Annotated in this window: 16 protein-coding genes and 1 pseudogene; 4 read left to right on the top strand and 13 right to left on the bottom strand. The window is 63.1% G+C overall.

Features of this window, described 5'->3' with window-relative positions:
* Nucleotides 1-68 precede the first annotated feature (68 nt).
* Both P3C39_RS04575 and miaA read right to left on the bottom strand, forming a co-directional pair.
* Nucleotides 69-860, bottom strand: a complete 792-nt coding sequence (locus tag P3C39_RS04575) for a GGDEF domain-containing protein (RefSeq protein WP_013531037.1) — start codon at nucleotides 858-860, stop codon at nucleotides 69-71.
* A 105-nt stretch (nucleotides 861-965) separates the two neighbouring features.
* The gene (miaA, locus tag P3C39_RS04570; RefSeq protein ID WP_024501409.1) at nucleotides 966-1934 is read right to left on the bottom strand and encodes a tRNA (adenosine(37)-N6)-dimethylallyltransferase MiaA; all 969 of its coding nucleotides are present in this window, start codon (nucleotides 1932-1934) and stop codon (nucleotides 966-968) included.
* Between miaA and serB the strand changes: the two genes are divergently transcribed.
* Both serB and P3C39_RS04560 read left to right on the top strand, forming a co-directional pair.
* The gene (gene serB / locus P3C39_RS04565) at nucleotides 1924-2811 is read left to right on the top strand and encodes a phosphoserine phosphatase SerB (protein WP_275952767.1); all 888 of its coding nucleotides are present in this window, start codon (nucleotides 1924-1926) and stop codon (nucleotides 2809-2811) included. The two genes, miaA and serB, sit on opposite strands and share 11 nt — an antisense overlap.
* Nucleotides 2808-3380, top strand: a complete 573-nt coding sequence (locus P3C39_RS04560; RefSeq protein ID WP_275952766.1) for a GNAT family N-acetyltransferase — start codon at nucleotides 2808-2810, stop codon at nucleotides 3378-3380. The genes serB and P3C39_RS04560 overlap by 4 nt, the downstream gene beginning before the upstream one ends.
* A gap of 43 nt (nucleotides 3381-3423) precedes the next feature.
* Here P3C39_RS04560 and P3C39_RS04555 read toward each other — a convergent pair whose 3' ends face one another.
* From P3C39_RS04555 to P3C39_RS04530, 6 genes are all read right to left on the bottom strand, one after another.
* Entirely contained in the window at nucleotides 3424-4938 is a 1515-nt protein-coding gene (locus P3C39_RS04555; RefSeq protein ID WP_013531033.1) for a DegQ family serine endoprotease, read from the bottom strand.
* Between the two features lie 127 nt (nucleotides 4939-5065).
* Nucleotides 5066-5254, bottom strand: coding sequence for a DUF2065 domain-containing protein (locus P3C39_RS04550; protein ID WP_275952765.1), 189 nt, complete (start codon nucleotides 5252-5254; stop codon nucleotides 5066-5068).
* A 6-nt stretch (nucleotides 5255-5260) separates the two neighbouring features.
* A complete protein-coding gene (locus tag P3C39_RS04545; protein WP_063168276.1) occupies nucleotides 5261-6229 on the bottom strand; it encodes a protease modulator HflC in 969 nt (322 codons plus the stop codon).
* Complete coding sequence (gene hflK / locus P3C39_RS04540) at nucleotides 6229-7347, bottom strand: FtsH protease activity modulator HflK (protein WP_275952764.1); 1119 nt, start codon at nucleotides 7345-7347, stop codon at nucleotides 6229-6231. Before hflK ends, P3C39_RS04545 begins: the two co-directional genes overlap by 1 nt.
* A gap of 169 nt (nucleotides 7348-7516) precedes the next feature.
* Nucleotides 7517-8035, bottom strand: a complete 519-nt coding sequence (locus P3C39_RS04535; protein ID WP_013531029.1) for a dihydrofolate reductase — start codon at nucleotides 8033-8035, stop codon at nucleotides 7517-7519.
* The gene (locus P3C39_RS04530) at nucleotides 8035-9036 is read right to left on the bottom strand and encodes a DUF4424 domain-containing protein (protein WP_275952763.1); all 1002 of its coding nucleotides are present in this window, start codon (nucleotides 9034-9036) and stop codon (nucleotides 8035-8037) included. Before P3C39_RS04530 ends, P3C39_RS04535 begins: the two co-directional genes overlap by 1 nt.
* Before the next feature lie 183 nt (nucleotides 9037-9219).
* Here P3C39_RS04530 and cobF point away from each other — a divergent pair, with 183 nt between their 5' ends.
* The gene (gene cobF, locus P3C39_RS04525) at nucleotides 9220-9996 is read left to right on the top strand and encodes a precorrin-6A synthase (deacetylating) (protein ID WP_013531027.1); all 777 of its coding nucleotides are present in this window, start codon (nucleotides 9220-9222) and stop codon (nucleotides 9994-9996) included.
* A gap of 190 nt (nucleotides 9997-10186) precedes the next feature.
* On the opposite strand, the gene P3C39_RS04520 is transcribed toward cobF, so the two are convergent.
* The 4 genes from P3C39_RS04520 to modA form a co-directional block, all read right to left on the bottom strand.
* A complete protein-coding gene (locus P3C39_RS04520; protein ID WP_013531026.1) occupies nucleotides 10187-10528 on the bottom strand; it encodes a winged helix-turn-helix domain-containing protein in 342 nt (113 codons plus the stop codon).
* 80 nt (nucleotides 10529-10608) lie between these two features.
* Nucleotides 10609-11721: a molybdenum ABC transporter ATP-binding protein gene (modC, locus tag P3C39_RS04515; protein WP_275952762.1), complete on the bottom strand. Its 1113-nt coding sequence runs from the start codon at nucleotides 11719-11721 to the stop codon at nucleotides 10609-10611.
* Nucleotides 11718-12422: a molybdate ABC transporter permease subunit gene (gene modB, locus P3C39_RS04510; protein ID WP_063168280.1), complete on the bottom strand. Its 705-nt coding sequence runs from the start codon at nucleotides 12420-12422 to the stop codon at nucleotides 11718-11720. Before modB ends, modC begins: the two co-directional genes overlap by 4 nt.
* 15 nt (nucleotides 12423-12437) lie before the next feature.
* Nucleotides 12438-13232 carry a molybdate ABC transporter substrate-binding protein gene (gene modA, locus P3C39_RS04505; protein ID WP_064993786.1) on the bottom strand — a complete coding sequence of 265 codons (795 nt, stop codon included), beginning with the start codon at nucleotides 13230-13232 and terminating at the stop codon, nucleotides 12438-12440.
* Nucleotides 13233-13393: 161 nt separating this feature from the next.
* Between modA and P3C39_RS04500 the strand changes: the two are divergent.
* Nucleotides 13394-13602: pseudogene (locus P3C39_RS04500) on the top strand (molybdopterin-binding protein).
* 11 nt (nucleotides 13603-13613) lie between these two features.
* Here P3C39_RS04500 and P3C39_RS04495 read toward each other — a convergent pair.
* Nucleotides 13614-14408 (bottom strand): thymidylate synthase, encoded by a 795-nt coding sequence (locus P3C39_RS04495; RefSeq protein ID WP_024501420.1) that lies wholly within the window; start codon nucleotides 14406-14408, stop codon nucleotides 13614-13616.
* Between the last annotated feature and the right edge of the window lie 52 nt (nucleotides 14409-14460).

Below are 14460 nucleotides of genomic sequence, written 5' to 3'. Positions count from 1 at the left end.
GTCCGTGAGGATCGGAAGCACAGAAAACGGCGCCAGACGGCCAGCCTCACGAATTCAGGGACGGGATTTTAGGCGCAGACGCGGTTGCGGCCTTGCCTCTTCGCCTCGTAAAGCTGGCGGTCGGCGCGGCGATAGAACTCTTCCGCTGTTTCCTTGCGGTCCCAGACGGCTAGCCCGACGCTGGTGGTGATCTTGAGGCGGACATTGCCCGACAGCACCGACATGTTGGCGATCGCCTTGCGGATGCGCTCGGCAAACTTGCCCAGAAGCTCGGCGTCCATGTTGGGCGTGACCACGGCGAACTCCTCGCCGCCCAATCGCGCCACCACATCGTGGTAGCGCGTCATATCCTTGAGACAGCTCGCGACCGCCTTGAGCACCTCGTCGCCGACGTCATGGCCATGGGTGTCGTTGACCTGCTTGAAATGGTCGAGATCGAGGATCATCAGCCCGACAGGCTTTTCGATGCGCCGGAACTCCTCGAGATACTCCTTCAGCGCATCATCGAAATAGCGCCGGTTCTGCATGCCGGTCAGGCCGTCGGTCAGCGCCGCATGCTCGAGTGTTTCCGACCGCGCGCTGAGCGAGACCGTCATGGCGCGCAGCTTGCCCTCCTCCGTCGCCTGTTTTCGAATCAGCGGATAGATGAAGAAAATGCCGAAGAACAGCGCGGTGGCCAGGAGCACGCCGGTCGCGAACAAGAGCTTGTTGAGATAGATGACCTTGTCCAGACCCGAAGCCGTATGCAACTCGTCGGCGAAGGACTGCAGAAGTCCATAAGCATGCAGCGTCACCAGGCCGGCGGCCAGGATCACGAATATAAAGACGAAAAATGCTGATTCCGCCTTGTGAAAACGCATCTGCTCCCCGTTGGAAAAGTGCCCATCGACCTTATGGCATGGGCGGGCTTACGGAGGGTTAATTTGGACAACCACAACGGGAACCTTTCCTTGCAGGTAAACTTTTCAGGTTGCATCGGAAGCAAGCGCTGAGATCGTGGTTTCCAGATCATCACCGGGGTGCAACCTCAGCCATTCCGGCCCCAATTGATGCCTGAACCAGGTGGTTTGCCGCTTGGAATATTGCCTGGTCGCGATCTTGGCGCGTTCGATTGCCTCGGGAAAGCCAATCCCTCCGGCCATCGCCGCCTGCAGTTCGCGAACGCCGATCGCTTTCATCGCCGGCAATTCGGGATCGAGGCCAAGTGCCGCAAGCCGCTTGACCTCGTCCAGCGCGCCCTTGTCCAGCATTTGGTCGAAGCGTTTGTCGATGCGTCCGACCAACGCCGCCCGATCCGGCTCGATCACCAGGAAATGCGCGCTTTGCCTGTCGATGAGCGGCTGGCCGCGCTCTGCCTGCCATTCCAGGATCGAACGGCCAGACGCATCGAGAACCTCCAATGCCCGCACGATGCGCTGGCTGTCGGTTGGCTTGAGCATCATGGCGGCCGCCGAATCCTCGCGCAGCAGCAGGCTGTGCAGCTTGACGGCGCCCTGCTCCTTCAATTCATAGCGCCAACGGTCGCGGACCCGTTGCGGAATGTCGGGCATTTCCGAAATGCCCTCGGCCAATGCGCGAAAATAGAGCCCGGTGCCGCCGACAAAAATCGCTGTCCGTTCGGAGAATGTGCCGTCGTCGATCAGTTTCATCACGTCGCGCAGCCAGGCGCCGGTGGAATAGGGCGTCGCCGGATGGACATGGCCGTAGAGGAAATGCGGTGCGCGGGCGAGGTCGGTCGCCTCCGGCCGGGCGGTCAGCACGTCGAGCACCGAATAGCCCTGCATGGAATCGGTGTTGACGATCACGCCACCCCTGCGCTCGGCCAGATCGAGCGCAAGCGCCGACTTGCCGCTGGCGGTCGGCCCGGCTATCAGGATCGCGTTCTTCACGCGGCCCTTGCCCGCCTGCCCGCCGGAATGTTCCATGCCGCTCATCGCCACGCTTGTTTCCCGTCCCACTGAGCGCGCTTTGTCGCTGTCGCTTGCGAATATGGCCTCACGGTCGGTCGGCGCAAGCGCTGTTGTCTGGCTGGCTGAAGGTATCGCCTGCGATCTCGTCCTGCCTGAGGCAGCCGACGCCGCCGCTGCGAGTGCCGTCTTGCGCACGGCACTCGCCAGCGAGGCGGTCGACGTGATCGTCCAAGAAGCAGAAACCCGCCGCAAGAAAATCCTGATCGCCGACATGGATTCGACCATGATCGACCAGGAATGCATCGACGAGCTGGCCGACGAGATCGGCGTAAAGGATCATGTTGCCACGATTACCGCGCGATCCATGAATGGCGAGATCGCCTTCGAACCGGCTTTGCGCGAGCGGGTGGCGTTGCTGAAGGGCCTCGACGCCACCGTGGTCGATCGCATCGTCGCCAATCGCCTGACGCTGGCCTCGGGCGGCCGTGTTCTGGTCCGGACCATGCGCGCCAACGGTGCCTGGACGGCACTCGTGTCTGGCGGGTTCGAGGTCTTCACGACGCGCATCGCCGCAATGCTCGGCTTCCAGGAGAACCGCGCCAATCGCCTGCTCGAACAGGACGGCCGCTTCACCGGCCTGGTCGGCGAACCGATCCTCGGCCGCGCCGCCAAGGCCGACGCGCTGATCGAAATTTCAGCGCGCCTCGGCCTGACGCCCGCCGACGCCATTGCCGTCGGTGACGGCGCCAATGATCTCGACATGATCCGCCTTGCCGGTACCGGTGTCGCGCTTCACGCCAAGCCGACGGTGGCGGCACAGGCCAAGGTCCGCATCGATCATGGCGACCTTTCCGCGCTGCTCTATATGCAGGGCTACAGGCAGGAGGACTTTGTGCAATGAAACCAATGCGTACCGAGCGCCTGATCCTGCGCAACTGGGAGGATCGCGACCGCGACCTGTTCCACCGCATCAACTCCGACGACCGGGTGATGGAGTTCTTTCCATTCCGCCGTGACCGCGCCCAGGCGGATGCCAAGATGGACGAGCTCCGGGCCTGGACCACGAAGGACGGATACGGTTTTGCTGCCGCCGAGATCACCGCCACCGGTGAATGCATCGGCTTCATCGGTCTCCTCGACACCGATCGTGTGCCATCCCTGCCAGCCGGCACCATCGAGATCGGCTGGCGGCTGGCACCTGAGTTCTGGGGCAAAGGCTATGTCACCGAGGCAGCCGAAGCGTGGCTGGCCTACGGCTTCGAGACACTTGGCCTCGATGAAATCGTGTCATTCGCCGTCGCGGCCAACCGCCGCTCCACCGCCGTCATGCAACGCCTCGGCATGAGCGCGGATCCGTCCGGCGATTTCGACCACCCCAGCATTCCCGACAGCCATCCGCATCTCAAACGGCATGTCCTCTACAGACTGTCGCGCCAGGACTGGCAGGCAAGAAAAAGGGCAGCTCGCTAGCCGCCCTTTTTTCAGTGTTGTCGTGTTGTCGATCTTCCGGACCTCAGTCCATCCTGATCGTCACGAACCTGAGCTCGCCGGTCTTCGAGGCCAGCATCAGCAACGCATTCTTGCGCCCCTGTTCCTTCAAGGCGCCGATGCGGTCCATGACGTCCTTGGGGGTAGCAACCGATTCCTGTGCGATCTCGGTGATCACCTCGCCGGGCTGGATGCCGCGTTCGGCGGCGGCCGAGTCCTTGGTGACGTCGGTGATGACGACGCCCGAAACATCGGCCGCAATGCTGAACTTCTTGCGTGTCTCGTCGTTCAGTTCGCCGACCGTCATGCCGAGCACCGAGGCAGTGGAAACGGCCGGAGCCTTGTCGCCCTTGTCCTGGTCGGTGTTGCCCTCCTCGGCGTTGGCGGCCTTCTCGCCATCCTCGAGCCGGCCGAGGGTCACTTTCACCGTCTGTTCAACACCCTTGCGCACGATCAGCACGTCGACCGCCTTGCCGACAGGGCTTTCGGCGACGACACGTGGCAGGTCGCGCATCTCATGGATATCCTTGCCGTCGAACTTGATGATGACGTCGCCGGCCTGGATCGTGCCATTGTCGACCGGGCCGCCCTTGATCACGCCGGCAACCAGCGCACCCTTTGCGGTCGCCATGCCGAGGCTTTCGGCGATGTCGTCGGTCACCGGCTGGATGCGCACGCCGAGCCAGCCGCGCCGCGTCTCGCCGAACTGGCGCAACTGGTCGACGACACCGGACGCGAGCTGCGACGGGATGGAGAAGCCGATGCCGATCGAGCCGCCGGATGGCGAGATGATCGCCGTGTTGATGCCGATGACTTCCCCCGCGCTGTTGAACAGCGGTCCGCCGGAATTGCCGCGGTTGATCGCGGCATCGGTCTGGATGAAGTCGTCATAGGGGCCGGAATTGATGTCGCGGTTGCGGGCCGAGACGATGCCGACCGTCACCGTGCCGCCGAGGCCGAACGGATTGCCGATCGCCATCACCCAGTCGCCGACGCGCATCTTGGTGGAATCGCCGAACTTCACCGCCGTCAGCTTGTGGCCTTTCGGATCGACCTTGAGCACGGCGACATCGGTCTTGGTGTCGGTGCCGACCAGCGTCGCCTTCAAGGTGACGCCATCGGAGAAATTGACCTCGATGTCGTCGGCATCGGCAATGACATGGTTGTTGGTGACGACGATGCCTTGCTCGGCATCGATGACGAAGCCGGAGCCCAGCGACTGCACCTTCTGCGAGCCGTTGTCCTTGTCACCGCCGCGGTTCTTGAAGAAATCGTCGAAGAAATCCTGGAAGGGCGAACCCTCGGGCAATTGCGGCATCGGCACCGCGCCCGGGCCTTCGGTACCCTTGACCGTCTGCGAGGTCGATATGTTGACCACCGCGCCGAGCAGGCCTTGCGCCAGATCGGCGACCGAAGCGGGCCCATCGGCGGCAAATGTCGGCGCCGTGAAGGACGGGACAGCGACGGCGCTGACAAGAAGTGCCGCCGCGCCGGCGATGAATGTCCGCCGCGCCGCGCGCAAAATTGTATTGGATGTCATCGAGAAGCCTCCCGGTATTCTTGAAAAGAAAAGCGCTTCGACGAAAACGCCGCGTCACGCCATGTTGGCAAAAAATACGGCACGTTTGCGGCTATGACTATCGGCAGAGGATAAATCATCGCCGCCCTCATGCGCCTCGTACCAGCCAGACGATGCCGACGCCGATCGCGATCGCCGCCAGCCCGGCAATCCGCAGCGCGTTCTCGGGCAGCGACAGCACTTCGGTGGCAAGCTTCCTGGCTAGGCCGGGAAAGCCGCCATAGACCAGACCCTCTATGACGAAGACGAGGCCCATGGCGGCAAGAAAATCCTGCACCGGCCGCTACTGGCCGGTGCTGGGCTGTGCCGCCGGCGCGGCGGGTGCCGTCGCCGGAGCGTTTGGCGCAGGCGAAGCCGGCTTTGCCGATCCCTCGCTGCCGTCGGGATTGCGGAAGAAGCGGAAGAACTCCGAGTTCGGCGACAGCACCATCGTCGTTCCGGTGTTGTCCAGCGCCGTGCCATAGGCATTCATCGACCGGTAGAAGTCGAAGAAAGCCGGATCGCGCTGATAGGCTCCCGCGAAGGTGGCGCTGCGCTGGGCCTCGCCCTCGCCGCGCAGGATTTCCGACTCTTTTTGGGCTTCGGCGACGATCTCGACCACTTCGCGATCGGCGCGGGCGGTGATGCGCTGTGCCGCCTCATTGCCGCGCGCCCTCAGCCGGGCAGCTTCCGCCAGGCGTTCCGCCTTCATGCGGTCGAAGGTCTGCTGCGAGACTTCGGCCGTGAGATCGGTGCGGCGAATGCGGACATCCTCGATCTGCAGGCCGAGCGATGTGGCATCGGGCCTGAGCTGGTCGCGGACTTCGCGCATCATCACGCCGCGCTCTTCGGAGAGTGCTGCCTCGAAATCACGCAGACCATAGACACGGCGCAAGGCAGCGTCGAGACGCGTCCTGAGCCGGGCCTCGGCCAATTCGATCTGACCGGACACCGCGGCGCGGAAGACCCGCGGATCCGAGATGCGATAGGCGATGAAGGCATCGACCTCATAGAACTTGCCGCCCGAGACCTGGACGCGAATGTTGTCGAGATCGAAGCGCAGCACCCGGTTCTCGATCAGCTGCACGGTGTCGGCGTCGAAGAACGAGAACGGCGCCTTGAAGTAGATGCCGGGTTCGCTCTTGACGTCGACAATCTCACCGAACCTGAGCACCAGTGCCTGCTGGCGCGCATTGACCACGAAGACCGACGAATAGAGCAGGAACAGGATAACCGCTGCTGCGACGACGATGATGGGAAGACGGTTGGCCATCACTGGTTACCTCCCGTAACGGGGGCGGCCGGTGCCGGCGCTTTCGGCTGCAATGCCGGCAGCGGCAGATAGGGAACGACCCCTTGCCCGTTGCCCTGCTCGACGATGACCTTGCTCGAATCCTTCAGAACCTTCTCCATGGTTTCCAGGTAGAGGCGCTTGCGCGTTACATCGGGCGCCTTGGCATATTCGTCATAGACCGAGATGAAGCGCTGCGCCTCACCCTCGGCTTCCTGCACGACCCGGTTCTTGTAGGCGGCCGCGTCTTCGCGGATCTGTGCGGCCTCGCCGCGCGCCTGCCCGAGCTTCTGATTGGAGTACTGGTTGGCCTGCTCGACGAACTTGTCCTCGTCCTGCTCGGCGCGCTGCACCTCGTCGAACGCATCGGCCACTTCGCGTGGCGGTGCCGCATCCTCGATCGAGACGGCGTTGACGTTGAGACCGGCCTTGTAGCCGTCCAGCGTCGTCTGGATGATCTCACGCACCGAGGCGGCAATGCCCTGGCGGTCGTCGCGGAAGATGTCCTGCGCCGGCCGGCGGCCGACGGCTTCACGCATGGCGCTTTCGGCAACCTGCCGCAGCATGCCGTCGGGATCGGACACATCGAACAGATACGCGCGCGGGTCGGAGACCTGATAGGCCACGGAGAACTGGACGTTGACGATGTTCTGGTCGCCGGTAAGCATCAGCCCGGACGTATTGCCACTTGTCGCGCCGCCACCGCCGATATCGACGAGCTGCTCGGAAATCTTGGCCGTCTCGACGGCTTCGAGCGGCCACCAATGGAAATGCAGGCCAGGCTGCGACAGTTCGGTCTTCGGCTTGCCGAAGCGCAGTTCGACCGCGACCTCATCGGGCTGCACGGTGTAAACCGCCTTGAACGCCCACAGCACCACAAGTGCAGCCGCGATCAGCGCGAAGATAGCCGGGCTCGCGCCGCCGCCGCCCGGAAGAGCGCGCCGCAGCCGGTCCTGGCCGCGGCGGATGATGTCTTCTAGATCGGGAGGCGAGCCCTGCGGCCCGCTCGGTCCTTTTGGACCCTGCCCCCAGGGTCCCTGATTGTTGCCGCCGCCACCCCATGGGCCGCCGCCACCGCCGCTTTTGTCGTTCCAGGGCATGAATGTCCTTTCGCTTGGAATTCCCTCAAGCGCCGGCATTACGGCGCAAAATCCAGTATTGTTCTTCTATAGGCACGCCACGGGGCGCTTTCAACGCGATGCGCTTCCGACTTCGTCCGATTTGGTCCAGTCGCGACCCTTTGTCTTCCTTCAATGGCTCTTTTTTCGTTCAATGTCTCTCGCGACGCCGCTCGTAAACCGAATAGCGCGTCGGGTGGCTGTCCTTTTCCCCGGCTGGGACGTCCTGCGAGCTGACAATGCGCCAGGAATCGGGATCGATCGGCGGGAAATGCGCATCGCCGTCGACCGCTGCCAGCACATGGGTGACGTGCAGCCGGTCGGCCAGCAGCATGGCCTGGGCATAGATTTCGCCGCCGCCGATGACGCACACCTCGTCGACATCGGCCATGCCGCGCCCGCGCACCGTCGCCAGCTGGATCGCGGCTTCGAGCGAATGTGCCACCTCGACGCCCTCGGCGCGCCAGGTCTCGTCGCGGGTCACGACGATGTTCAACCTGCCCGGCAGCGGCCGACCGATGCCCTCATAGGTCTTGCGGCCCATGATGATTGGCTTGCCCATCGTATCGGCCTTGAAGCGCTTGAGATCGGTGGAGAGCCGCCACGGGAGCCCGCCGTCACGCCCGATCACGCCGTTCTCGGCAATGGCAACGTAGATTGCGACATGCATCAATTTTCGCCCGTCGGCTCGAGGATCAGGATGTCGATGTCGCGCTCGGGGTAGAAATCATCCGCCGTCATCTCGAAGGTCGTCGGTCCGGTCTTTTTGACATTGTCGCCGCAGAACGAGACCAGGGCTTTCGGATTGCCCTTGTCGATCGTCAGCTTGAACTTGCCGATCGTGCCGGTGGCCCAGTTGCCGCCGGTGGTCAGGATATAGGCGATGCGGCTCTCGAAATATTTGGGGTAGCCGTCAGGGTCGTCCTTGGCCGCCTTGCGCACCGCATTTTCGAATGTGCCGTCCATGCAATACCGGGTCTTGTAGGCCGCATACTGACCCTGGAATTTGCCGTCGTAGAAGAAGCTGACCGAAGACGTGCCGCCGACGCTCGGTCTGTAGTGGTGGGAAACATGGACGTCCTTGTTGGCCGGAAAGGTCGAGCGCCACCAGTAGGTCGAACGCAATTGCCAGAACGGGGTGTAGACCTTGCTCGTCTCGGTGCCGTCGCTGCCGGTGTCCTCGATGATGATGCCGCGGTTGACCCAGTCATCGACAACCGCTTGCGGCAGCTTCGCCAGCGCCGCCTCCGCCGCATCGCCGAAAGGATAGAACGGCACGTTTTGCGCCTTCAGCTCAGCGCTGATGTCGATGCCGAGCGCCAACACCTTCTGCTCGAGCTGCGGCTTTGCGGCGACACCGTCGATCGTCACCTCGAAACCGAGGAAATTATCGCTCTGATTTTCAGGAATCGCCGGGATTTCTTCGGGATTGCCCGATATGTCGGGCATCGGGAAGGCGACGATGGCCTGGACATCCTGATCGGTGTTGTTGTGGAAGACATAGTCGACCGTGACCTTTTCCGGCGAGATGAAAAGGTCCTCGCTTTGCATCGCCACGGCATCGCTGCGCGACAGGATCAGGCCGCCGGTGCCAAGTTCGGCAACCGAATCATTGGCGAAAGCGGGTGCGGACGACAAGGCCAGCACGGCGGTCAGAACATATCGCAACATGGAAGCCCCCTCGGCTGGAATGCCTGCAGGACCCTAGCCGTTTCAATGTGGCGTTCAAAGCCCTTCCGTATCCGCGGACGCACCAAAGGGAGCTGGACTGCGGTCTGGACACGCGCCTGCGCGGTCTGGACACGCGCCAGCGCGGTCTGGACTAACGGGTTCCGATCGGGCAGGAGTTCGCCCATGCGCAAGCTTCTCGTCATCGGCATCGGCGCCGGCAATCCCGACCACATGACCGTTCAGGCCATATCAGGCCTGAACCAGGCGGATGTGCTGTTCATTCCCGACAAGGGCGCGAAAAAAAATGAATTGGCCGAACTGCGCCGTCAGATCTGCGACCGCTTCGTCACCAATCCGAAGTCGCGGCGCGTCGAATTCGACGTGCCGGTGCGCGACCTCCCGGTAGAAGATGGGCCGGCGCCCTCCTACCGCTCGACCGTCGATGACTGGCATGAAGCCATCGCCGCCATTTACGAAGGCCTGATCCGCGACGAGATTGCAGGCGACGGCTGCGGCGCCTTCCTGATCTGGGGCGACCCTTCGCTCTATGACAGCGCGTTGCGCATCCTTGAGCGCGTGCGCCTGCGAGGCGATGTGGCGTTCGAGCTTGAGGTCATCCCCGGCATCACCGCCGTCCAGGCACTTGCCGCCAGCCACAAGATGGCGCTGAACCGCATCGGCGATTCCGTCCTCATTACCACCGGCCGCCGCCTGACCGAAGAAGGCATGCCGGACAATGCCGGCAGCGCGGTCGTCCTGCTGGACGGCAAATGCGCCTTCAACACGCTGGCCGACAAGGATGTCGTCATCCATTGGGGCGCCTATCTCGGAACGGAAGACGAGATCACTCTCTCCGGCAGGATCGGTGACATCGGCGCAAAGATCGAAAAAGTTCGAGAGGAAGCTCGTCGGCGGAAGGGCTGGATCATGGACAGCTATTTGCTGCGCAAGCCCGAATAGGAAGGCAATAGGGGAGTAAGGCAGTAGGGCAGTAGGTGAATGACGTTTTGTGTTGGAAGACAGCACGCGAATGCCTCCCTACTGCCCTACTGCCCTACTGCCCTACTGCCCTACTGCCCTACTGCCCTACTGCCCTACTGCCCTACTGCCCTACTGCCCTACTGCCCTACTGCCCTACTGCCCTACTCCCTCACCCAGCCTCAATCTCCGCCTGCAACGCCTCCATATGCGTCGCTGCCGCGGCCGCCGCCGCGCGCTCGATGGCGCGGAAGCGGCTGACCACTGCCAGGCCGACCGCCGTCAACTGTGCGCCGCCGCCCTTGCGGCCGCCGGTCTGTGCCGCCACCAGCGGCTTGCCGAATACCCGGTTCATGTCCTCGACCAGGTCCCAGGCGTGCTTATAGGACATCTCCATGCCGCGCGCGGCGGCCGAGATGGAGCCGAAGGCGGCGATCTGTTCCAGGAGCTCGATCTTGCCCGGCCCGACGCGCCCGTCGGGATCGAGATTTATCCGCAAGCTCAGCGACGGCATCTTTGCTCTCCGCGGTCACATCCCAACGTCATACTAGAAGCTCCCTGGCGAAACCGCTATTCCAAAAAGACATAGCGGGATCATCCATCCGTCTCGGCGGGCAGGCCGGCGCCGGTGTTCGCCCGATCGAAGCTCACCGTCTTGATCACCGCGAAAACCTTGCCGCCAAGATGAAGCTTCAGCGCCTGCCGCGACTGTTCGGTGATGCGGGCAAGCACGGTTGCGCCATTGCAGTCGATACCGACCTCGACCGCCGGTCCCTCGCCGGGGCTCATCGCGGTAATGGTTCCCGGCAGGATGTTGAGCGCGCTGAGACCCCTCGGCTTTTCGGTGGCGATCATCACATCGCGTGCGCGGATACGGATGCGCACCGGCGTACCTGTTTTCATCGCCAGCTGTGGCACCCGGAGCTCGCCCGCAGCCGAGCCGAGCACGGTCATGCCGAAACTCTCGTCGTGATGCAGCACCCTTGTGTCCAGCACGGCGCCGCCCTCGCCGCGCTCCTCCGCCGGCAACAGGTCGAGCCTTTGCATCACCGCCTCGGTCGGCCCGCTGGCAACGACATTGCCCTGCGCCAGCATCACCACGTCGCTGGCCAGCCGCGCCACTTCGGCGACCGAGTGACTGACATAGACGATCGGGATTTTGATCTCGTCGCGGAGCCTTTCGACATAGGGCAGGATTTCAGCCTTGCGCGCCTCGTCGAGCGAGGCCAGCGGTTCGTCCATGAGCAGCAGTCTGGGGCTGGCAAGCAATGCCCGGCCGATCGCCACACGCTGTTTCTCGCCACCCGAGAGCTTTGCCGGCCGCCTGTTCATGAGCGGCCCGATGCCGAGCAGGTCGACGACGGCATCGATATCGGCGTAGCGCTCCGCCGGCGGCGTGAACCAGCGGCCGTAGCGAAGATTGCCGGCAACGCTCAAATGCGGAAACAGCCTTGCGTCCTGGAACACCATGCCGATGCGGCGCTTGTGCTTCGGCACGAAAATGCCGGCACCGGTATCGACCAGCACACGGCCGTCAACCTCGATGCGTCCCTTGTCGGGCCGGATCAGGCCGGCAATCATGCCGATCAGCGTCGTCTTGCCCGACCCCGACGCTCCGAACAGCGCCGTCAGCCGCCCGGCGCTTTCGAAGCGGGCGCCGATGGCGAAACCGCCCTGCCGATGGCTGATGTCGACGAGAACGCTCATTCGATGTCCAGCCGCCGGCCGACACGCCGCGCCAGCACCTCCGAAGCCACAAGTGCTGCCATGGAGATGACAATGGAAATCAGCGTCAGGCGGAGCGCCCCTTCATCGCCACCCGGCACCTGCGTGAAGGTGTAGATCGCCGACGGCAATGTCTGCGTCTCATTGGGAATGTTGGAAACGAAGGTGATGGTGGCGCCGAACTCGCCCATCGCCTTGGCGAAGGCCAGGATGGCGCCGGCGATCAGCCCGGGCAGGATCAACGGCAGCGTGATGGTGGCAAACACCCAGAGCGGATTGGCGCCGAGCGTTCCCGCCGCCGCTTCCATCCTACGGTCCACCGCCTCGATCGACAGCCGAATCGCCCGCACCATCAGGGGAAAGCCCATGACGCCGCAAGCCAGCGCCGCACCCGTCCAGCGGAAGGAGAAGACAATGCCGAAATGCTCGGCCAGGAAGGCACCGGCCGGACCGCGCCGGCCGAAGGTGAGCAGCAGCAGATAGCCGGTCACCACCGGCGGCAGGATCAGCGGCAGATGCACCAGCCCGTTGAGAACCGTCTTGCCCCAGAACTGTCCCCGGGCAAGCAGAAGCGCGATCAAGATGCCCGGCGGCAGGCTGGCGAGCATCGCCACCGTTGCCACCTTGATGGACAGCCGGACCGCATTCCATTCGTCGGGAGTGAGGTCCAGCAGCCAGTTCATAGTGCCCCTTGGAACTCAGTTGCTCGGCGCGAGCACGGTAAATCCCTGATCCTTGAACAGCGCGGCCGCCTTGGCCGACTGCAGGCATTTCAGGAAAGCCGGCGTATCCTTGTCCTTCGAATCGGCGGTCTGGGCAACCGGATAGATGATCGGCGGATGCGAATCCTCCGGGAAGGTGCCGATCACCTTGACCCCCTTTTCGGCATGCGCGTCGGTGGCATAGACAATGCCAAGGGCGGCTTCGCCCGTCGAAACCAGTTTCAGCGCCGCGCGCACGTTTTCGGCCTGCGCCACCTTGCCCTCGACCGAGGACCAGACGCCGAGCGATTCAAGCGCGGCCTTGCCGTATTTGCCGGCCGGCACCGCCTTGAAATCTCCCATGGCGAGCTTGCCGTCGCCGATCAGCTTGGCGAGGTCGAAACCCTTCTCGATCCTGGTGTCGACCGCCGAGTCCTTCGGCGCCACCAGCACGATCTGATTGCCGAGCAGCTTCACTTCGGTGTCCGGCTTGGTCAGCTTCTTGTCGGAGAGATATTTCATCCAGTCGAGATCGGCCGAGATGAAGACGTCGGCAGGCGCCCCGCCCTCGATCTGCTTGGCCAGCGCCGAGCTCGCGGCATAGGAGACAGTCGCCGCCTCGCCGACATCGGCCTCGCAGGCCTTGTTCACCGCGTCGAGCGCGTCCTTGAGGCTGGCTGCGGCAAACACCACCACCTTGTCTTCCGCATGCGCTGCCGGCACGACTGCCATCAGCGCCGCAGCCAAACCGCCAATGGCGATCGCCCTAGATCCAAAACCTTTGCGCGTCATGGAAAACTCTCCCTGGTTTGAAATCCGGCCGGCTCGAAGCCTGCTGACCGATATATCCGTATGAATATAACAAGGGAAGGCCCGGCGCCTCATGAAAGCGTCTGTACGACACCAATTGTTTTGGTAAGACCGGGAAAAGAAACCTTGGAAAGGAAACTCCGATGAAGATCAGCGCCCGCAACGTCCTCAAGGGACGATCGCCGAGATCGTCAAGGGAGCCACCACCTCGCATGTCAGGATCGACATTGGCGGCGGCGCCATCGTCACCGCCTCGATCACCAACGAGGCCGTCGCCGATCTCAAGCTCGAAAAGGGCAAGCAGGCCTATGCCGTGATCAAAGCCTCGGACGTGATGGTCGGCATCGACTGAAATTTGCGGCCTTAGACCGCGATCGGCGCCTTGATCGACGCGTCGGCGACGTAGTTTTCCAGCCGGAAATCCTCGAAGCGGAAGGCGAAGAGGTCCTTCACCTCCGGATTGATCCACATCGTCGGCAGCGTCCTCGGCGTGCGCCGCAGCTGTTCGCGTGCTTGCTCGAAATGGTTCGAGTAGAGGTGCGCATCGCCAAGTGTGTGGACGAAATCGCCGGGTTTCAGCCCTGTCACCTGCGCCACCATCAAGGTCAGCAGGGCATAGGACGCGATGTTGAACGGCACGCCAAGGAAGATATCGGCGGAACGCTGGTAGAGTTGGCAGGAAAGCCGCCCTTCCGAAACATAGAACTGGAACAGGCAGTGGCAGGGCGGCAGCGCCATCGCTTCCACCTCGGCTGGGTTCCATGCCGAAACAATCAGCCGCCGCGATTGAGGATTTCTGCGTATTTCCTTGAGAAGATTCGCGATCTGGTCGATCGAGCCGCCATGGCCGTCCGGCCAGGAACGCCACTGCTTGCCGTAGACCGGGCCGAGATCGCCATTCTCGTCGGCCCATTCGTCCCAGATCGAGACGCCATGGTCGGTGAGATATTTGATGTTGGTGTCGCCGGCCAGGAACCACAGAAGCTCATGGATGATCGACTTGAGATGCAGCTTCTTGGTTGTGGTGACGGGAAAGCCGCGCGCCAGGTCGAAACGCATCTGGTAGCCGAAGACGGAGCGCGTTCCGGTGCCGGTGCGATCGCCGCGGTCGGCGCCGTTGTCCAGCACGTGCTGCAGGAGGTCGAGATACTGGCGCATCGGTTCCGGCTCGATTCGGTTGTCCAGCCATCATAACTGACAGACGGGCGAT

Source organism: Mesorhizobium sp. XAP4, assembly GCF_029269325.1.
Classification (GTDB): Bacteria; Pseudomonadota; Alphaproteobacteria; order Rhizobiales; family Rhizobiaceae; genus Mesorhizobium; species Mesorhizobium ciceri.
This window is presented reverse-complemented; position numbering and strand designations above follow the sequence as displayed.